Raw genomic sequence first — 18,008 nt, forward strand, 5'->3', positions numbered from 1 at the left:
TACCTTCCCGTGCTGCTCGTGCCCGAGGTCTTACCCTATCAGGGTGCGCGCCTTAGCTGTCGTAGTCAATCGCGTGGCGCAGCTGTTTTTCGTATTCCAGAGCCTTGCCGGTGCCCAAAGCCACACAATTCAGGCTTTCATCGGCGATCGACACGGCCAGACCTGTCTGTTCGCGCAATGCAAGGTCCAGATCGCCCAGCAGAGCACCACCACCGGTCAGCATCACACCCCGGTCGACAATGTCGGCTGCCAGATCGGGCGGAGTGGTTTCCAGTGCGGTCATCACAGCCTCGCAGATCTGCTGGACGGGTTCCGACAGTGCCTCGGCCACCTGTGCCTGGCTGATCTCGATTTCCTTGGGTACACCGTTCAGCAGGTCGCGACCCCGAATATGCATCGACTGGCCACGGCCGTCGTCAGGCATACGAGCGGTGCCGATAGTGGTTTTGATGCGTTCAGCCGTGGACTCACCAACCAGCAGGTTTTGCTGACGGCGCAGGTATGAGATGATCGCCTCGTCCATCCGGTCACCACCCACGCGGACCGAGCGGGCGTAAACGATGTCACCCAGCGACAGGACGGCGACCTCGGTGGTGCCGCCGCCGATATCGACGACCATGTTGCCGGTTGGGTCGGTGATAGGCATGCCTGCGCCGATCGCAGCCGCAATCGGCTCGGCAATCAGGCCAGCGCGACGAGCGCCAGCAGAGAGTACCGACTGGCGGATTGCACGCTTTTCGACCGGTGTCGCGCCATGCGGGACACAGACGATGATTTTGGGCTTCGAGAATGTCGAGCGCTTGTGCACCTTGCGGATGAAATGCTTGATCATCTCCTCGGCGGTGTCGAAGTCGGCAATGACACCTTCGCGCATGGGGCGGATGGCCTCAATAGAGCCCGGGGTCCGGCCCAGCATCAGCTTGGCATCTTCACCGACGGCCAGAACCTTTTTCACACCATCCTTGACGTGATAGGCCACGACGGATGGTTCAGACAGGATCACACCGCGCCCTTTGACATAGACCAGCGTATTCGCCGTCCCGAGGTCAATTGCCATGTCTGCTGAGAACAGGCCGCCCAGATTGCCAAAGATGCCCATATTTTCACTGATCCCGTTTGTCAGAATTTCCACTGCCCGCGACTCGACGGTTCCGGGACGGATGCCTTATAGGGTGCCAACTCGCCCGGTTAAAGGGCTGATTCCGCGACAATCAGCACCTTTCCGCCTTATTGATAGGGACTTTAGAAGGCAAAATGCTCTCATATCAACACATTTACCACGCTGGAAATCTGGCTGATGTGCAAAAGCACGCATTATTGGCATGGACGCTGCGTTATCTGACGCAAAAGGACAAGCCGATCAGCTATGTCGAGACGCATTCCGGTCGCGGTCTTTATCATCTTGATGCGGCCGAAGCTGTCCGCACAGGCGAAGCTGCCGCCGGGATTGCGCGCGCGCAGCAGGAGGGGTGGTTTGGTGCAGAACATCCGATGACCCGCGTGCTGAAGGCGGTGCAGCCCCGTCATGGCGCTGCAGCCTACCCGGGGTCACCATTGATTGCGGCCAATCTTTTGCGGGAACGGGATAGCCTGCATTTCGCTGAGCTACATCCGCAGGAGCACGCGGCGCTCTCGCTGGCGCTGTCGCCCTACGGGGCAAAGGTTTATCGGCAGGACGGTTTCGAATTGGCCCAGTCCTTGCTGCCTCCGGTGCCAAGACGTGGAATGATGCTGATCGACCCCAGCTATGAAGTGAAGGCGGATTACGAGCGGTTGCCGGGGTTGATCGCCAAGCTGCACCGCAAATGGAATGTCGGAGTGATCGCGCTTTGGTACCCGATCCTGACAGATGCACGCCACAAAACCATGGTTTCGGCATTGGATGCCGCGGGCTATCCCAAGTCGATTTGCCACGAGGTGACGTTCCCGCCGGTGCGCGAAGGGCATCGAATGGTTGGGTCGGGTATGTTCATGCTGAATGCGCCTTTTGGTATCGAAGATGAGATGGATCGCCTCTCGGGCTTGTTCGCAAAACTCTGAGAAGCTGGATGATAAGAGAACGGAATTGCTGCCGCCTCGTTTGCCAGCATCAAAGATGCCGTCAAACGAGTTGGGCCCGGCAGCATGCCGCAGGCGCGCTGCCGGGCACCCGCGGATGCGGGAGCCCTCCGCTTTGATCAGGTCAGGTCTTTGTAGCTGATCTCGCGCGTATCGGCACCCGGGCCAGCCTTTTCGCGACGCATGATCAGACGGTTCAGGGCATGGATATAGGCTTTGGCAGAGGCCACCACGGTATCCGTGTTCGCAGATTGACCGGTGGCGATCATGCCGTCCTCTTCCAGACGCACGGACACAGTGGCCTGCGCGTCGGTGCCTTCGGTCACTGCATGAACCTGATAAAGCTGCAGATGGGCCTTGTTCGGGTAAATCGCACGGACCGCCTTGAAGGTTGCGTCCACAGGACCATCACCGTGTTCCGTCGCGATGATATCCTTGCCGTCGACCTCCAGCTCCACGGTCGATTCTGCCTGACCGCCAGTGCCGCAGGTGACCTTCATCGAGACGAGCTGCAGGTGATCGTTGGCCTCATCATCGTCCAGCGTCATCAGCGCTATGAGGTCATCATCAAAGACCTCTTTCTTGCGATCGGCCAGATCCTTGAACCGCACGAAGATATCCTTCAGCTGGTTGTCCCCAACCTCATAGCCCAGCGTTTCCAGCTTGTCGCGCAGCGCTGCGCGACCTGAGTGCTTGCCCAACGGCAATGAGGTGCCTGAGAGGCCGATATCCTCGGGGCGCATGATCTCGAAATTCTCGCGGTTCTTCAGCATCCCGTCCTGATGGATACCACTTTCATGGGCAAAGGCGTTCTTGCCGACGATGGCCTTGTTGAACTGCACCGGAAAGCCCGCCACAGTCGCCACCCGGCGCGAGATATGCATGATCTTGGTGGTGTCGATACCGGTATTCCATGGCATGATGTCGTTGCGGGTGCGCAGCGCCATCACCACCTCTTCCAGCGCCGTGTTGCCTGCGCGCTCGCCCAATCCGTTGATGGTGCATTCGATCTGGCGTGCGCCACCCGCGACAGCGGCCAGTGAGTTCGCGGTCGCCATGCCAAGGTCGTTGTGGCAATGGGTGGCGAACACCACTTCGTCCGCGCCAGGCACGGTTTCGATCAGGCGTTTGATCAGATCCGCGCTTTCGACCGGCGCGGTGTAGCCCACGGTGTCCGGGATGTTGATGGTGGTTGCGCCCGCCTTGATCGCGATTTCGATCACGCGGCAGAGGTAGTCCCACTCGGTCCGGGTCGCGTCCATCGGCGACCACTGCACGTTTTCACACAGATTACGGGCGTGGCTGACTGTCTCGTGGATTTTCTCGGCCATCTCGTCCTGAGTCAGGTTTGGAATGGCTCGGTGCAGCGGGGACGTGCCGATGAAGGTGTGAATACGGTTCTTTTCGGCGTGTTTCACCGCCTCCCAGCACCGGTCGATGTCGGCGAAATTGGCGCGGGCCAGACCGCAGATGCGGCTGTTTTTCGAACGCTGCGCGATCTCGGACACGGCCTTGAAGTCACCTTCGGAGGCGATCGGGAAACCGGCCTCGATAATGTCGACACCCATCTCGTCCAGCAGCTCGGCAATCTCAAGCTTTTCGTCATGGGTCATGGTTGCGCCGGGGCTCTGCTCGCCGTCGCGCAAAGTGGTATCGAAGATCACGACGCGGTTTTGGTCGGTCACGTTAGTCATGGGAATCTCTTTCTTCTTCTGTCCTAAAGCCTTTGGCGCGCGGGCGTCCTCCTCTGAGCGGGCGCGCCGGATGGCACGCTCAGAGGCGGATTAGGATCAGTAGGCCACGCAGCGACGCACCGCGAAGGGCGGTGTCGGCAACAAGGATATCTGCGCGGTTGATCATGGGGTTGAGCTTATACAGCGCGGGGCGCGATTGAAAAGAAGGAAATTCAGTTGCGGTGAAATTTGGATGCACAGTTGATGGGGCGGGCTTTCCACCTAGCTCGTGCAGCATGAAAAACGCATTGATAATCGGCGCATCCGGCGGAATTGGTCGCGCCCTGAGTACATGCCTGCAGTCGCAGGGCACGGCTGTGGTCCGTCTGTCGCGATCCGGGGATGGGTTTGATCTGACCCAACCCGAAGTGGCGGACCAGATGTTGTCCGACCTTACCGGCCCATTCGACGTGATACTGGTTGCGTCCGGCGCATTGGAGATCAATGAAACGCCGCCCGAGAAGTCTATTCGGGCAGTCACGGCACAGGCGATGATGGATCAGTTTGCCCTCAATGCGGTGGGTCCGGCGCTGGTTCTGCGCCATGCGCCTCGTCTGCTGCCGCGAGATCGCCGGGCGACGATTGCCGTACTGTCTGCGCGCGTCGGGTCCATCGGCGACAATCGGCTGGGTGGCTGGGTCAGCTATCGCGCGTCCAAGGCGGCGGTGAATCAAATCGTTCATACGGCAGCGATTGAACTCGCACGGACGCATAAGCTGGCCATGTGCGTCGCGTTGCATCCAGGGACGGTCAAGACCGCCTTTACCGAGAAGTACCTGGGCCGCCATCCCGCCGTTGAACCCAGTGAAGCCGCAGCCAATTTGCTTTCCGTTATCGACGGTCTGACACCGGCCGAAACGGGAGGGTTCTATGATTGGGCTGGGAAACCCGTGCCCTGGTAGGCGGTATCAGCCGTCATTTGCGTCCGTGTTGGTCGGATCCGATTCAGGTTCTGACGCTTCGGCGTCGGTCGCTGAGGTCGCCGGCTCAGGTGGCGTTTCAGCTTCGCTTGCCAGCGTGTCATTGTCCCAGACACCGGTTTCAACCTCACCACCGGCATAGCGCATGGTGCCGTCGCCATGGCGTTTGTTGTCGAGGAAGTTGCCCTCGTAGATATCGCCGGTCTCGTAGGTGGCCGTGCCAAAGCCGCTGATCTTTCCGTCGACCCAAGCGCCGGTATAGCTGAACCCGCCGGGCCGGGTGAGCGTGCCCTGACCCTGACGTTTCCCATCCTCGAAATCGCCGTCATAGGCGGTGCCATCCGGGAATGTAGCCTTGCCCTTGCCATGCCGAACGCCGTCAATCCATTCGCCGTCGTATTTGTAACCATTGGCAAAGGTCAGCACGCCTTTGCCGTGGCTGCGGGCATTCCTGAACTGTCCCTTGTAAACGGTGCCGTTGGGGTAGCTCGCGGTTCCAGAACCTTCGAAAATACCCGCCACCCAATCGCCATCATAAACGGTGCCGTTCGGGTATGTCGTACGGCCTTTGCCGTGCGGAAGGTCATCCTGAAAATCGCCTACATAGACCGAACCATCCGCATAGGTCACTTCGCCCAAGCCCTGAATCTGACCGTTTTGCCACTCGCCGCTATATCGAAAACCGTCGGTACCGGTGAAGGTTCCCTGTCCATTGCGCATATCATCGGCAAAATTGCCCTCATAGACGGCGCCATTGGCATGGGTGACCTTGCCTTCGCCCTGTCGTCGTCCATTGGCCAGAGTGCCCTCATAGACATCGCCGTTGGCATAAACCAGACGCCCGGCGCCTGTCATCGTATCCTCGACCCAATCACCGGAATAGGTGAAGCCGTCAGCCATGTTCTGAGCGCCCGTTCCGTGGCGTTGTCCGTTTTTAATGCCGCCTTCATATGTGCTGCCATCGGCATAGGTGATCTTGGCCGTGCCCTCTTTGCGGCCCTCAATCCAGTCACCGTCATAAACATACCCGTCCGGGCCGGTCAGCACGCCTTTGCCGTGGCGCTTGGCACCCTCAAAGGTACCTTCGTAGCGCATTCCGTTGGTGTATTCTGCGATACCCGCCCCGTTGATCGCGCCCTCGGACCAGTCGCCTTCATAGGTGCGTCCATCGGCATAGATGATCTTACCGCGTCCCTCGGGCCGGCCTTTGGAAAAATATCCTTCATAGACAGCGCCATTGGCGTAGCGTGCGATTCCCTGGCCCTGAATCTCACCTTCGACCCATTCTCCGGAATATTCGAACCCGTTGGGCAGGCGATAGGTTCCCGTCCCGTGACGCAAACCGTTTTCAAACGTGCCTTCATAGACGCCACCCACATCGTCATCTGCAATAACGACCTGGCCGTCTTGCTGGGCGATGGTCGCCTGCGCCAACAAGGCAAGCGTTGCTGCGGCAACTGAGATGCGGATCGCGTTCATGGTCGTACCTGCCTGCGGGGTAGATTGAATGTGGTTCTGGCGCAAAACTAGGATACCGCTAAGGGCAGAGCAACGGCTTTTGCCGCATTTGCCTTTTACTTGCGCTGTGATCTGCTAAATCCCTGAAAGACTGACGAAGGCAAGAGGGCAAGATGGCCGATCGTTTCCGTATCACTCTGGCGCAGCTGAACCCTACCGTGGGGGATATCGATGGCAATGCTGCCAAAGCCGCCGCTGCATGGGCCGAAGGGCGCGATGCGCAGGCTGATCTAGTGGCGTTGCCCGAGATGTTCATCACCGGATACAACACGCAGGATCTGGTTATGAAACCGGTGTTCCATCGCGCTGCCATGGCGGCGATCGAGGCGCTGGCCGAACAATGCGCTGAGGGTCCTGCGCTGGCGATCGGCGGGCCGTGGGTCGAAGGAGGCAAGCTCTACAATGCCTACCTGATCCTCAAGGGCGGTCGGATCGTCAGCAAAGTTCTCAAGCACCATCTACCCAACGAAACTGTTTTTGATGAGGTTCGGCTGTATGATGCAGGCCCTCTGGGTGGGCCCTATGCGGTTGGTAACATCCGTATTGGCAGCCCGATCTGCGAGGACGGCTGGCATGAAGATGTGGCCGAAACGCTTGAGGAAACCGGGGCCGAGTTTCTGCTGATCCCCAACGGTTCGCCCTATTTCCGTGACAAATATGACATCCGGCTGAACCACATGGTCTCGCGCGTGGTCGAGACCGGGTTGCCTCTGATTTATCTGAACATGGTCGGCGGTCAGGATGATCAGGTGTTCGACGGCGCCACCTTCGGCCTGAACCCTGGCGGAGAGCTGGCGTTTCGCATGCCGGTCTTTGACGAGGCGGTACAGCATATCGACTTGCTGCGTGGGGAGGACGGCTGGCAGATCGTGCCCGGTGATGTCGTGCCCCAACCCGACACATGGGAGCAGGACTATCGCGCGATGGTGCAGTCGCTGCGCGACTACATGGGTAAGACCGGGTTTGGGAAAGCGGTTCTGGGCTTGTCAGGCGGCGTCGACTCGGCGCTTGTGGCGGCCATCGCAGTGGACGCTATCGGGGCAGAAAATGTGCGCTGCGTGATGCTGCCGTCGGAATATACCAGCCAAAGCTCGTTGGACGATGCCGAAGCGGTCGCGCAGGCGCTGGGCGTGCATTATGATTTCGTACCGATCTCACAGGGACGGGCCGCGGTGACCGAGACTTTGGCACCTCTGTTTGAAGGCCGGAACGAAGATCTGACCGAAGAGAATATCCAATCCCGGTTGCGCGGGCTGCTGCTGATGGCGATCTCGAACAAGTTTGGTGAGATGCTGCTGACCACTGGCAATAAATCCGAGGTCGCGGTGGGGTATGCCACGATTTATGGCGACATGAATGGGGGCTATAATCCGATCAAGGATCTGTACAAAACCCGCGTGTTCGAAACCTGCCGCTGGCGCAACGCCAATCACCGCGATTGGATGATGGGGCCTGACGGCGAGGTCATTCGCCCTTCGGTCATCGACAAGCCACCGAGCGCTGAGTTGCGCGAGGACCAGAAGGACAGCGACAGCTTGCCGGATTACCCCATTTTGGATGCGATACTGGACATTCTGGTGGATCAGGATGGCTCGGTCGCGGATTGCGTGGCCGCCGGATTTGACGAGGCCGAGGCACGGCGGGTAGAACATCTGATTTACATCAGTGAATACAAGCGCTTTCAATCTGCGCCGGGCACCCGGCTGACACCAAGGGCCTTCTGGCTGGATCGCCGCTATCCAATCGTGAATCGTTGGCGCGACAGGAAGTAACGCTGCTCACTCACTCATCGTTTACGGTTTTTCTGCAATCGAGCTTCTGAAGTTAGATTGTTTATCTATTTCAGCCTCTTGGCCAGATTTTCCCGGTGTTTTCCTTGCCTTGTGGTCCATTTTTTGCCACATTTATGACAGGGGTTCGCCTTATGTTGGGCGAGCGTGACGCAATCCGGCGGCTAAGCCTGCATTACAAGGCCCAACGTCGGATCTGCTGAACTGGGGTAGGGCATCCGTGTGTTGGATGTCAGTAAAAGTATTGGTGGTCAAAATGACTTATGGTTACGACAAACCGCTTCACGCGCCGACGCAGCTGAAAACGATGGAGTCGCCTCCGCGTGAGCTGAATGAAGAGGCACTGGATGCCTCAATCGCGGACATCCTGAGACAGGAAGCGCCTGCACTGACAACGGAAAAGCAACCTGCGCGTGCAGAGTTTCCGGTGTTGCGACCGCAGGAACCTTCGGTCGTGCGGCCTGAGCCGGGCTTCGCCTCTGCGCTGCGCCAGAAATGGGCGCAACTGTCCGGCGCAGCCTGAGCAAGCAAGGATAAGCGCAGCAGTTTGAGCTGCGCTTTGGCCGAATGGCCACAGGTCAGTGGAAACCCTCGTGGTTGCGTGGGTTCCGCATTGTCAGCGCGGTGGTTATCGGGCTGGATGCCGCTTCGATGACCCAATTCCGAGCGACTGATGCCTGGCCCCACTCCGACGCCTGTCGAGTCTGATCTCATCCTTCCGAAACGCGTAGATGTCGTCGTCATAGGCGGCGGAATAATCGGTGCGTCGACCGCGCTTGAACTGGCTGAACGGGGCGTGTCCGTTCTGCTCTGCGAGAAAGGTCGGATCGCAGGTGAACAGAGCTCACGCAATTGGGGGTGGGTGCGGCTCGGAATGCGCGACCCGCGCGAGATTTCCTTGATGACGCAGGCCATCCACATCTGGCAGGGCTTGGATGAGCGGATCGGGCGCAAGACGGGCTATGTCCAATCCGGCATTCTGTTCGGTGCTTCGGGAGCTAGAAGTGAAGGCAACCTGATCCGTTGGTTGAAGAATGTCGAAGGGATGCAAACCGGTGGTCACATGGTATCGGGGCCTGAACTGGAGGACCTGCTGCCTGACAACACCCTGAACCTGCGTGCAGCGCTTCATATGCCACAGGATGGACGGGCTGAACCACAGTGGGCTGCTCCGGCTATCGTCGAAGCCGCGCGGGATCGAGGCGCTGCGGTCATGACGAATTGTGCGGTGCGCAGCGTCGATATGCAGGCAGGACGAATATCGGGGGTTTTTACAGAACGGGGTCGAGTGGCCTGCAGCCACGTCATTCTGGCAGGTGGCGCGTGGTCGCGCCTGTTTGCCGGAAATGCCGGGATTGAGTTGCCGCAGTTGAAGGTGATGAACACTGTGATGCGCTCGTCTCCGACGGATGCCGGACCTGAAGCTGCGTTTTGGAGCGATGAGTTTGCAATTCGCAAGCGATCGGATGGTGGCTACTCGATTGCATCGGGCCATGAGAACACAGTTGACATCGTTCCCGACAGCTTCCGGTTGGCCCGGCAGTTTCTACCTGCCTTCCGTCAGGAATGGCGTTCACTGCGCTTTCGTCTGTCCCAGCGTTGGCTGACTGAGATGCGACAGGACCGCAAATGGTTGCCGACCGATGTGACTCCGTTTGAGCATTGCCGGGTTCTGGATCCCGAGCCGTCGCAGAAGGTATTGCGGCGAGCCTGGACGCAGGCACGCAAGGCTCTGCCCGCGCTGGATGCTGTCGAGGTCGTGCAAAGCTGGGCCGGAATGATTGATGTTACACCAGATGCGGTCCCGGTTATCTCGGGCGTCGAGCGCGTGCCGGGTCTGTACATCGCAACCGGATTCTCGGGCCATGGGTTTGGCATCGGCCCCGGCGCAGGTCGCCTCGTGGCCGATCTAGTAATGCAGACCGCGCCATGTGTTGATCCGGCCGCCTTTCGCCTGTCCCGTTTCACGGACGGTTCAAAGGTGCGGCCGGACCCAGGATATTAAGGTCTTAACCCATCATCTGATAGCTGACAGGGACAAAGCGGAATCCGTCGCCGCGGGTCTCGACGAAACCGGCAGCAGGGAAGGGCATGTGATAGCCGATCATCGGCACCTTGTCGGCGGCCAGCATGCCCAGAACATTGCGCCGCGACTGCGTGGCGGCCGCTTTGTCCATATCAAAGCGCACTTCCCATTCAGGGTGTGCGAAGGACCAGACGTAGTGATTGGCAAGGTCGGCTGTCAGAACAAGACGCTGGCCGTTGCTTTCCAAATGATAGACCATGTGCCCTGGCGTATGCCCAAACGCTGCGACCCCTGTGATACCCGATGCAACCTCGCCACCGTCACCGATGAAGGTCATCTTTTCGGCCAGTGGCGTGACTTTGGCTGCAACCAGATCGCCGACCCGGTTGCCCGCGTCCTGTGCCGCCCAGAAATCATACTCGGGCGCAGCGGTCACATAGCGCGCGTTGTCGAAGGTCGCAGCGTCATTGGTGGTCATGCCGCCAATATGATCGGGATGCATGTGGGTAATGACAACCACATCAATCTGATCAGGCGTCACGCCCGCATCCGCCAACGCGGCCTGAATGCCACCTTGTCCAAGGCCAGTATCGAACAGAACCAGCTCGGACCCTGTGTTGACCAGCGTGGGCGTAAAGAAGAACTGCGCAACGTCCGGGGAAATAAAGTTCTCGGCCGAGACATTTGCAAATTCTTCATCAGACGCCCCGCCGCCGAAAATCTCTTGGGCGCCGTCGCGGGGCAGGCTGCCGTCTAGCAATGTGGTGACGGTGAAATCGCCCAGCGTAAAGGATTTGGCGATGGTTGAGTTGGCTTTGGTTTCGGTCCCGGCGGCCAAGAGCGGGGTTGCAGCTGCGGCAAACGGCAAAACAGCTGCGGAGCCTAGTGCAGCGCGGCGTGTGAGTTTGATGGTCATTTTTGTTCTCCCTGTCAGAACACCAATAGATGAGTTAGGTCAGCGTGAGTCTCTTGCCAGTATATACTGAGATGATATGGGCTGCGGGGATGAACATTGCGTGTTAAATTTTGTTTATGCCGCGATCTGAGAACAAGACTGTCCCCACCCGCGAAAGCGTCCAGGCGTTTCTGTCATCCGTGCAACCGGCGATGAAGGCCGAAGATGCACGAACGCTGGACAGGTTATTTCGCGAAACGACCGGGTTCGAACCGGTGATGTGGGGGCCGTCGATTGTGGGTTATGGCCGTTATCACTACCGCTACAAATCCGGGCGCGAGGGGGAATTTCTGGCCACCGGCTTTTCCCCACGCAAGGCGGCGCTGTCGATCTATATCATGCCCGGCTACACGGATTTCAGGGATATCCTGCGCCGGTTGGGCAAGCACAAGCTGGGCAAATCATGCCTCTATGTGAACAAGCTGGCTGATATCGATCTGGATGTTCTGGGCGAACTGATCCGCGCCGGTCTGGAAGACCTTGGAGGGCACTGGCCGGTCCAGCCGACCTGAACTCCTCTACTGGACAATTCGCCAATCCTGTGACAAGAGCCGCGCCAACAGGAGACACCCATGACCACCACCCGTTTTGCCCCGTCGCCCACAGGTTACATCCATGTGGGCAACCTGCGCACCGCCTTGATGAACTATCTGATTGCCCGCAAGGTGGGTGGTACGTTCATTCTCCGCATCGACGACACCGACCCCGAGCGGTCGAAGGAAGAATACGTTGATGCGATCAAGCAGGATCTGGACTGGCTGGGCCTGCACTGGGACCGGGTGGAGCGCCAATCTGAACGGCTGGATCGCTATGCTGACGCTGCCGACAAGCTGCGTGAAATGGGACGCTTCTATGAAGCGTTCGAAACGCCGACCGAGCTTGACCTGAAGCGCAAGAAGCAACTGAACATGGGCAAGCCACCGGTTTATGACCGCGCGGCGCTGAACCTTTCGGATGCCGAGAAAGAAGCCATGCGTGCCGAGCGCGGCAATGGTGTCTGGCGCTTCAAGCTGGATCACGAGCGGATCGAGTGGAAAGACGGTATTCTGGGTGACATCTCGATCGATGCGGCCTCGGTTTCCGACCCGGTGCTGATCCGTGGCGATGGTCAGGTCCTCTATACAATTGCGTCCGTGGTCGATGACACCGAAATGGGTGTGACCGATGTTGTGCGCGGCTCGGACCATGTGACCAACACGGCGACGCAGATTCAGATCATCGAAGCGCTGGGCGGTGCTTGCCCGCGTTTCGCACACCACTCGCTGCTGACCGGTCCGCAGGGTGAGGCGCTGTCGAAACGCCTGGGTACGCTGGCCTTGCGTGACCTGCGTGAGCAGGGCGTTCAGCCGATGGCGCTGCTGAGCCTGATGGCGCGCCTGGGTTCGTCCGATCCGGTCGAGCTGCGGTCTGACATGGCCGAATTGATCGAGGGCTTCGACTTAAACCGTTTTGGCGCAGCTCCGACCAAATTCGACGTGCAGGATTTGTTTCCGCTGACAGCGAAACATCTGCAGTCGCTGCCGCTGACCGATGTGGCAGAGGCTGTTGCGGATGCGGGCGTGCCGGCAGAATTGGCCGAGCCGTTCTGGCAGATGGCGCGCGAGAACATTACCACTCTGACCGATCTGAAGGGCTGGTGGGAGCTCTGCCGTGATGGGGCCGAGCCGCTGATTGCCGATGAGGATCGCGCGTTTATCACCGAGGCTATCGCTCTGCTTCCAGAAGGCCCGTTTGACGGCGAGACTTGGGGTGTTTGGACCAAAGCTGTGAAAGAGGCCACCGGCCGCAAAGGCAAAGGTCTGTTTATGCCGCTGCGCAAGGCACTGACGGGTATGGAGCGTGGGCCGGAAATGGCGGCACTGCTGCCGTTGTTGCAAGTCATCCGGGCGCGCGGGTAACAACGCGCCTTATGGCGGGGTGTTTCGAAAAAAGTATATTTGAACTAATGGAGGGGTGGGCCGGTGCGCCTGCCCCTTTGTTATGCTGGGTCTACGATCCTGCTGCCTAAACGGGTCAGGTGTTCGTCAACGAAACCGGTCTCGTCCGAATTCAGTTGTTGATGGCGCGGGTAACGGGGCGCGGCACGGTCGTTCAGGATCGGAGCGTCCCAGCCGTCGGTTGTTTTAAAGAAGCGGTCCGCGCCTTCGGGCCCGAATGCACGCAGATAACCCTGAACGACCACGTCGATATAGCTTAACAACAAGGGGTGTTGATCTGTTGGTTCGGTGTGCTTGCCTTTCGGGACGGCATAGACCGCGATCTCGACCGCGTGTTTCAGGGGGTGTGTAACGGCGTGCGTTGCGGTGATGCGATCATAAGCCCATTCGCGCTCGTCTAACGCGACCCAGTCATTTCGGGGAACGTGGGCGATCATTCCATCGATCTCTGAGGCCGGGTCAGGGACTGCCGTTAGAAAGGCGACGGGGCGCAGATCCGTATGCCGCCACGCGCGACGCCAACCTTTCAGCTGTGCCGGTCGCGGGTTGGGAAAGTCGTGTGTCGAGAGGTTCACCAGACTGCCATAGCCAAAGAAATAGGGATCTGCCATGCGGGCCACGTCCTTCGGTGATGATTGATGTATGTCAAACAATCTTTTTACGAGACATGCAATAAGGCTGCATCTTGAAATTTGGGAGGTCATGATGCGGATCACCAAAAGGACGAACATAGCGGTGCGCCTGCTGATGTATTGCGCCGCCCATCAGGATCGGCTGGTAACGAAGGCCGAGATCGCCGAGGTGTGCAATATCTCGGAAAACCATCTGGCGCAGGTAATCAACCAGCTGAGCCAGCTGGAGTATCTGAGCACGCAGCGGGGTCGTAACGGAGGCATGTCGCTTGCGCGGCCCGCGGATCAGATCCGGATCGGATCGGTCTTTCGTCACGTCGAAGGCGGTCTTCCGATTGCCGAGTGTTTTGCGGATGCCGACAATACTTGCCCGCTGACCGATGCTTGCCGGTTGCGGCTGGCGCTGCAGGATGCGGCTGAGGTGTTTTACGCCTCGCTGGACGAAATCACTCTGGACGCTTTGGTCTGTGACAACGACCAGTTGCTGAAGATTCTGCAGCCCGTGGCCTGTGTGCGCTGAGATCAGTCGCTGGCCCGCAGGATACGAGCGGGCCGGACCGAGAGCGGGCGCAAGGCAAAAGCCACGCCAGCGCCCAGCGTCACGCCGATGCCCGCGAGGACAATGCCGAGCGCGGATGGCCAGATGATCGTGAATCCGGTGTCGAAGATATAGGTCGCAACGGCCCAACCGCCCAGGATTCCTGTCAGCAGCGCGACACAGCCCGCCGCCGCCCCTAGCAGAATCGCGCGCAGGGCGAAGCTGCGTAGGATGCGGCCCCGATTGGCACCGAGCGTTTTCAGAATTGCAGCCTCATACCGCCGCGCGGGCTCACCCGCCGCTGCTGCGCCGATCAGGACGAGAAACCCGGTCAGCAAGGATATGCCCGCACCATAGGACGTCGCCGCGGCGAGCCCCGCCAACAGACCGGATACGCGGTCGATGGCGTCGCGCACGCGAACTGCGGTGATATTGGGGTACTGCCCCGCGAGATCGCGCAGGATGGCGGCTTCGGCCTGTTCCTCGGCATAAACCGTCGCGATGAAACTGTGGGGAGCACCGGCAAGGACCGATGGGTTTATCGACATGATGAAGCCGATGCCGGCAGTTGAGAAATCAACCTCTCGCAAAGACGTAAGTTCGGCGGTGATGTCGCGGCCGAGGATATTAACCGTCAGTTCGTCGCCCAGTTTCAGGCCCATCTCGGCGGCTTCTTCGGCGGCAAAACTGACCTGCGGTCGGCCTGTGTAGTCCTCGGGCCACCACGTGCCTTCGGTGATCCTTGCATTTTGTGGCGGCAGATTTGAATAGGTGACGCCTCGGTCGCCTTCCAGAACCCAGTGATCCCCCGCGACCTCGCGGGCGGGCCTGCCATTGATTCGGGTAATGATCCCGCGCAGCATTGGGGCGCTTTCGATACGGCTTACGGCGGGATCGGTTTCCAGCCGCTCGGTAAAGCCCGGCATCTGGTCCTTTTGAATGTCGACGAAGAAATAGGACGGAGCCACATCCGGCAGGTTACCCGAGATGGCGTTGCGCAGGGTTCCATCGATCTGACCCACCGCCGCCAAGACCGAAAGGCCGAGGCCCAGAGACAGCACCACCGAGGATGCGCCCTCACGCGGGTCGGAAATTGCCGACAGAGCCCACCGCAGGGACGGGCGACCTCGGGCCCAGGGCGTACCCATCCGCGCCAGTCTGCGGATCAGGAAGGCCGAGAGTGCCAGAAGTGCAAGTGCGCCGGCCAACCCGCCGCTGGTCCAGAGCGTCAGCCAGGTTGAGCCGCTGAGCCACGAGGCTGCACCGATCAACAGGGCCAGCCCGATTGCCGTTGCGACGACATAGACCAGACGGGGTAGGCTGCGGGTCGTTGACAACGCATCGCGGAACAGGGTCGCAGCGCGCACCTCTTCGGTTCGGGCCAGCGGCCAGAGCGTGAACAGGAAGGCTGTCAGCACCCCATAAAGCGCGGCCTCGGCCAATGGTTGGAGGTAAAGCGAGAAGACGGCAGGGACGGGCAGGCGGGCTTCGATGATGGGGGCGATCAGCAACGGGATCGCTCCACCGATAATGAGGCCCAGGAGGATGCCTATACCCGATAGGACTCCGATCTGGATCATATAGGTCTGGAAAATCGTTGCCCGATCCGCACCGAGTGTGCGCAGCGTGGCGATGGTTTCCGTTTTCTGGGCCAGATAGGCACGTACGGCCGCGGACACGCCGATCCCTCCGACGGCCAAGCCAGAGAGGCCGACGAGCACCAGAAAGGCACTCAGGCGGCCAACGAACTCGGATATACCCGGCGCGCCGTTGCGCGCATCGGTCCATCGCATACCAGTGCCGTCGAAGGTTTGTCCTGCCTCGGTTGCCAGAGCTTCCAATTCGGCGCCCCGCGGTAGATCGAGCCGATACTTGGTGGAAAACAAAGTGCCCGGCGCGAGCAGGCCCGAGGCTTGCAGATCCTGCGTGCGCACCAAGGTGCGTGGCCCCAAGGTGAACCCATCTGCAGCACCATCAGGTTCATGTTCCAGCGACGCCATCAGGACAAAAGACTGGGTTCCAAGGGCGAACTGATCGCCAATCGATAGGCCTAACCTGTCGATCAAAGATGGGTCCATTACGGCCCCCGGCAGACCATCAGCCCCTTTGAATGCGTCGGGCAGGGGCATCTCTGGCAGCAATTGAACCGTACCCACCAGCGGGTAGGCAGTATCCACCGACTTCACCTGCGTCAGGCTACGCTGTATTTCGCCCCCGTTTTCCGTGACAGCCATGGACCGGAAGTCAACGACCTCCGAAACCGCCTGCGCAGTCTGTCCCATCCACGCGCGTTCGTGATCATCGGCAAAGCGATAGGTGAATTCCAGTTGGGCATCACCACCTAGCAACGCGGCCCCTTCCTGTGTCAGACCAGTCTGGATCGCCTGCCGAACCGAGCCTACGGCAGCAATTGCTGCAACCCCAAGCGCGAGACAGGCGAGAAATACCCGAAACCCGCGCAACCCGCCGCGCAGCTCGCGACGTGCCAGCCGCCCGGCGATGCGCAGGATCATTCGGCGGCCTCGCGCTGTGTGTCCTCTGCGATCCGGCCATCCCGCAAACGTATGACGCGGTCGCATTTCTGAGCCAAGCTGTGGCTGTGTGTGACCAGTATCAGAGTTGCACCGTGGCGGTCGCGCAACCCGAACAACAGGTCAATGATCGCAGCCCCATTGGTTTCGTCCAGATTGCCGGTGGGCTCGTCCGCCAGCAGGATTTGCGGGCGCGGGGCCGCTGCACGGGCCAGAGCGACGCGCTGTTGCTCACCGCCGGACAATTGCGCCGGATAATGGTCCCGGCGATGTGAGAGGCCTACGGCGTCCAATTCGGCCTCCGCGCGCGAAAACGCATCTTTGTGGCCTGCCAGTTCCAATGGCGTGGCCACATTCTCCAACGCTGTCATCGTCGGGATCAGGTGGAAGTTCTGAAACACAACCCCCATCGCATCGCGCCGAAATCGGGCCAGAGCGTCTTCGTTCATCGTGCTTAGATCATGACCCAACGCGCTGACGCGGCCCGACGTGGCCTGTTCCAACCCGCCCATCAACATCAGCAGCGAGGATTTGCCCGACCCGGACGGGCCGACCAGCCCCAGCGTTTCGCCCTTGTTTACGGTCAAAGAGATGTCATGCAGGATATCCACCCGTCCGGCATTGCCATCCAGCGATAAAGCGGCATCTTGGAGGGAGAGAACAGGTGTCGTCATCAATCAGCCCAGTTAGGGGAGTACGGTTCATTGGGATATGGCGCGAAACAGAAAATGCGCAAGACTTTGATGGCCGCAGCGTTGATCTGTTGCGGTTTTGCAGCGACGGCCCAGCCGGTCGTGATAGCCGCGTTGGGGGATTCTCTGACGCAGGGCTACGGCTTGCCTGAACAGGATGGTTTTGTTCCGCAGCTGCAACGTTGGTTGGAGGATCAGGGAGCGCAGGTTCAGTTGATCAACGCAGGTGTCTCCGGTGATACCACCGCCGGGGGCGCGGCACGCGTCGACTGGACCCTGACACCAGACGTGGACGGGATGATCGTAGCGCTTGGCGGCAATGATCTGTTGCGCGGGATCGATCCGGACGTCTCGCGCGCCAATCTTCAGGCCATCTTGAGCGCAGCTCAAGCTTCAGAGGTTGAGGTATTGATGATCGGCATGCAGGCCCCGGGCAACTACGGGGCCGACTATAAACAACGTTTCGACAGCATGTATCCGGAACTGGCACAACAATTTGACGCGCTTTATGCCGAGAGCTTCTTCGAGGGTCTGACGGCCTCGGGTGATCCGGCAGCGGCGCGTCAGTATATGCAAGCCGATGGGATTCATCCCAACGCGCAGGGCGTGTCCTTGATAGTAGAAGCGCTAGGGCCCGAGGTGCTGGTGCTGGCTGAGGAGGCCGCTAAATAGGAGGTT

Annotated in this window: 16 protein-coding genes; 9 read left to right on the top strand and 7 right to left on the bottom strand. The window is 59.7% G+C overall.

Going from position 1 to position 18,008, the window contains the following annotated elements; genetic code table 11:
* Positions 1-52 precede the first annotated feature (52 nt).
* Positions 53-1,099, bottom strand: coding sequence for a rod shape-determining protein (locus ACR0IV_RS12040; protein ID WP_480471919.1), 1,047 nt, complete (start codon positions 1,097-1,099; stop codon positions 53-55).
* Between the two features lie 155 nt (positions 1,100-1,254).
* Between ACR0IV_RS12040 and ACR0IV_RS12045 the strand changes: the two genes are divergently transcribed.
* Positions 1,255-2,040, top strand: a complete 786-nt coding sequence (locus ACR0IV_RS12045; RefSeq protein ID WP_480659336.1) for a 23S rRNA (adenine(2030)-N(6))-methyltransferase RlmJ — start codon at positions 1,255-1,257, stop codon at positions 2,038-2,040.
* 137 nt (positions 2,041-2,177) lie between these two features.
* Here ACR0IV_RS12045 and ACR0IV_RS12050 read toward each other — a convergent pair whose 3' ends face one another.
* Entirely contained in the window at positions 2,178-3,752 is a 1,575-nt protein-coding gene (locus ACR0IV_RS12050; RefSeq protein ID WP_480659337.1) for a 2-isopropylmalate synthase, read from the bottom strand.
* Positions 3,753-4,027: 275 nt separating this feature from the next.
* On the opposite strand from ACR0IV_RS12050, the gene ACR0IV_RS12055 reads away from it, so the two are divergent.
* Positions 4,028-4,693 (top strand): SDR family NAD(P)-dependent oxidoreductase, encoded by a 666-nt coding sequence (locus ACR0IV_RS12055; RefSeq protein ID WP_480659338.1) that lies wholly within the window; start codon positions 4,028-4,030, stop codon positions 4,691-4,693.
* Positions 4,694-4,699: 6 nt separating this feature from the next.
* On the opposite strand, the gene ACR0IV_RS12060 is transcribed toward ACR0IV_RS12055, so the two are convergent.
* The gene (locus ACR0IV_RS12060; protein ID WP_480659339.1) at positions 4,700-6,190 is read right to left on the bottom strand and encodes an MORN repeat-containing protein; all 1,491 of its coding nucleotides are present in this window, start codon (positions 6,188-6,190) and stop codon (positions 4,700-4,702) included.
* Positions 6,191-6,342: 152 nt separating this feature from the next.
* Between ACR0IV_RS12060 and ACR0IV_RS12065 the strand changes: the two genes are divergently transcribed.
* The 3 genes from ACR0IV_RS12065 (at position 6,343) to ACR0IV_RS12075 (ending at position 10,024) form a co-directional block, all read left to right on the top strand.
* Positions 6,343-8,001 carry an NAD+ synthase gene (locus ACR0IV_RS12065; protein WP_480659341.1) on the top strand — a complete coding sequence of 553 codons (1,659 nt, stop codon included), beginning with the start codon at positions 6,343-6,345 and terminating at the stop codon, positions 7,999-8,001.
* A 274-nt stretch (positions 8,002-8,275) separates the two neighbouring features.
* Positions 8,276-8,542 (top strand): hypothetical protein, encoded by a 267-nt coding sequence (locus ACR0IV_RS12070; protein WP_480659343.1) that lies wholly within the window; start codon positions 8,276-8,278, stop codon positions 8,540-8,542.
* A gap of 150 nt (positions 8,543-8,692) precedes the next feature.
* Positions 8,693-10,024 (top strand): NAD(P)/FAD-dependent oxidoreductase, encoded by a 1,332-nt coding sequence (locus tag ACR0IV_RS12075; RefSeq protein WP_480659344.1) that lies wholly within the window; start codon positions 8,693-8,695, stop codon positions 10,022-10,024.
* Positions 10,025-10,028: 4 nt separating this feature from the next.
* Here ACR0IV_RS12075 and ACR0IV_RS12080 read toward each other — a convergent pair whose 3' ends face one another.
* Positions 10,029-10,961: an MBL fold metallo-hydrolase gene (locus ACR0IV_RS12080; protein WP_480659346.1), complete on the bottom strand. Its 933-nt coding sequence runs from the start codon at positions 10,959-10,961 to the stop codon at positions 10,029-10,031.
* A 116-nt stretch (positions 10,962-11,077) separates the two neighbouring features.
* Between ACR0IV_RS12080 and ACR0IV_RS12085 the strand changes: the two genes are divergently transcribed.
* Together ACR0IV_RS12085 and gltX are read left to right on the top strand one after the other, a co-directional pair.
* Positions 11,078-11,512 carry a DUF1801 domain-containing protein gene (locus ACR0IV_RS12085; protein ID WP_480659348.1) on the top strand — a complete coding sequence of 145 codons (435 nt, stop codon included), beginning with the start codon at positions 11,078-11,080 and terminating at the stop codon, positions 11,510-11,512.
* A 60-nt stretch (positions 11,513-11,572) separates the two neighbouring features.
* Positions 11,573-12,898 (top strand): glutamate--tRNA ligase, encoded by a 1,326-nt coding sequence (gene gltX, locus ACR0IV_RS12090; protein ID WP_480659350.1) that lies wholly within the window; start codon positions 11,573-11,575, stop codon positions 12,896-12,898.
* Between the two features lie 80 nt (positions 12,899-12,978).
* Here the strand turns inward: gltX and ACR0IV_RS12095 are convergent, their stop codons facing one another.
* Positions 12,979-13,548 carry a gamma-glutamylcyclotransferase family protein gene (locus ACR0IV_RS12095; RefSeq protein ID WP_480470835.1) on the bottom strand — a complete coding sequence of 190 codons (570 nt, stop codon included), beginning with the start codon at positions 13,546-13,548 and terminating at the stop codon, positions 12,979-12,981.
* Positions 13,549-13,642: 94 nt separating this feature from the next.
* Here ACR0IV_RS12095 and ACR0IV_RS12100 point away from each other — a divergent pair, with 94 nt between their 5' ends.
* Positions 13,643-14,089 carry an RrF2 family transcriptional regulator gene (locus ACR0IV_RS12100; RefSeq protein ID WP_480470834.1) on the top strand — a complete coding sequence of 149 codons (447 nt, stop codon included), beginning with the start codon at positions 13,643-13,645 and terminating at the stop codon, positions 14,087-14,089.
* Positions 14,090-14,091: 2 nt separating this feature from the next.
* Here ACR0IV_RS12100 and ACR0IV_RS12105 read toward each other — a convergent pair whose 3' ends face one another.
* Positions 14,092-16,620: an ABC transporter permease gene (locus ACR0IV_RS12105; RefSeq protein ID WP_480659351.1), complete on the bottom strand. Its 2,529-nt coding sequence runs from the start codon at positions 16,618-16,620 to the stop codon at positions 14,092-14,094.
* On the bottom strand, positions 16,617-17,312 hold the full coding sequence (locus ACR0IV_RS12110) for an ABC transporter ATP-binding protein (protein WP_480659352.1): 696 nt from the start codon (positions 17,310-17,312) through the stop codon (positions 16,617-16,619). The genes ACR0IV_RS12105 and ACR0IV_RS12110 overlap by 4 nt, the downstream gene beginning before the upstream one ends.
* A 54-nt stretch (positions 17,313-17,366) precedes the next feature.
* Between ACR0IV_RS12110 and ACR0IV_RS12115 the strand changes: the two genes are divergently transcribed.
* Positions 17,367-18,002: an arylesterase gene (locus ACR0IV_RS12115; RefSeq protein ID WP_480659353.1), complete on the top strand. Its 636-nt coding sequence runs from the start codon at positions 17,367-17,369 to the stop codon at positions 18,000-18,002.
* The last annotated feature ends 6 nt before the right edge of the window (positions 18,003-18,008 follow it).

This window comes from Ruegeria sp. C2, from assembly GCF_056537765.1.

Bases quoted from the DNA above. Each gene is read 5' to 3' on its own strand.
- ACR0IV_RS12040 (WP_480471919.1), bottom strand. From the start codon at position 1,099: ATGGGCATCTTTGGCAATCTGGGCGGCCTGTTCTCAGCAGACATGGCA.
- ACR0IV_RS12045 (WP_480659336.1), top strand. From the start codon at position 1,255: ATGCTCTCATATCAACACATTTACCACGCTGGAAATCTGGCTGATGTG.
- ACR0IV_RS12050 (WP_480659337.1), bottom strand. From the start codon at position 3,752: ATGACTAACGTGACCGACCAAAACCGCGTCGTGATCTTCGATACCACT.
- ACR0IV_RS12055 (WP_480659338.1), top strand. From the start codon at position 4,028: ATGAAAAACGCATTGATAATCGGCGCATCCGGCGGAATTGGTCGCGCC.
- ACR0IV_RS12060 (WP_480659339.1), bottom strand. From the start codon at position 6,190: ATGAACGCGATCCGCATCTCAGTTGCCGCAGCAACGCTTGCCTTGTTG.
- ACR0IV_RS12065 (WP_480659341.1), top strand. From the start codon at position 6,343: ATGGCCGATCGTTTCCGTATCACTCTGGCGCAGCTGAACCCTACCGTG.
- ACR0IV_RS12070 (WP_480659343.1), top strand. From the start codon at position 8,276: ATGACTTATGGTTACGACAAACCGCTTCACGCGCCGACGCAGCTGAAA.
- ACR0IV_RS12075 (WP_480659344.1), top strand. From the start codon at position 8,693: ATGCCTGGCCCCACTCCGACGCCTGTCGAGTCTGATCTCATCCTTCCG.
- ACR0IV_RS12080 (WP_480659346.1), bottom strand. From the start codon at position 10,961: ATGACCATCAAACTCACACGCCGCGCTGCACTAGGCTCCGCAGCTGTT.
- ACR0IV_RS12085 (WP_480659348.1), top strand. From the start codon at position 11,078: ATGCCGCGATCTGAGAACAAGACTGTCCCCACCCGCGAAAGCGTCCAG.
- gltX (WP_480659350.1), top strand. From the start codon at position 11,573: ATGACCACCACCCGTTTTGCCCCGTCGCCCACAGGTTACATCCATGTG.
- ACR0IV_RS12095 (WP_480470835.1), bottom strand. From the start codon at position 13,548: ATGGCAGATCCCTATTTCTTTGGCTATGGCAGTCTGGTGAACCTCTCG.
- ACR0IV_RS12100 (WP_480470834.1), top strand. From the start codon at position 13,643: ATGCGGATCACCAAAAGGACGAACATAGCGGTGCGCCTGCTGATGTAT.
- ACR0IV_RS12105 (WP_480659351.1), bottom strand. From the start codon at position 16,620: ATGATCCTGCGCATCGCCGGGCGGCTGGCACGTCGCGAGCTGCGCGGC.
- ACR0IV_RS12110 (WP_480659352.1), bottom strand. From the start codon at position 17,312: ATGACGACACCTGTTCTCTCCCTCCAAGATGCCGCTTTATCGCTGGAT.
- ACR0IV_RS12115 (WP_480659353.1), top strand. From the start codon at position 17,367: ATGCGCAAGACTTTGATGGCCGCAGCGTTGATCTGTTGCGGTTTTGCA.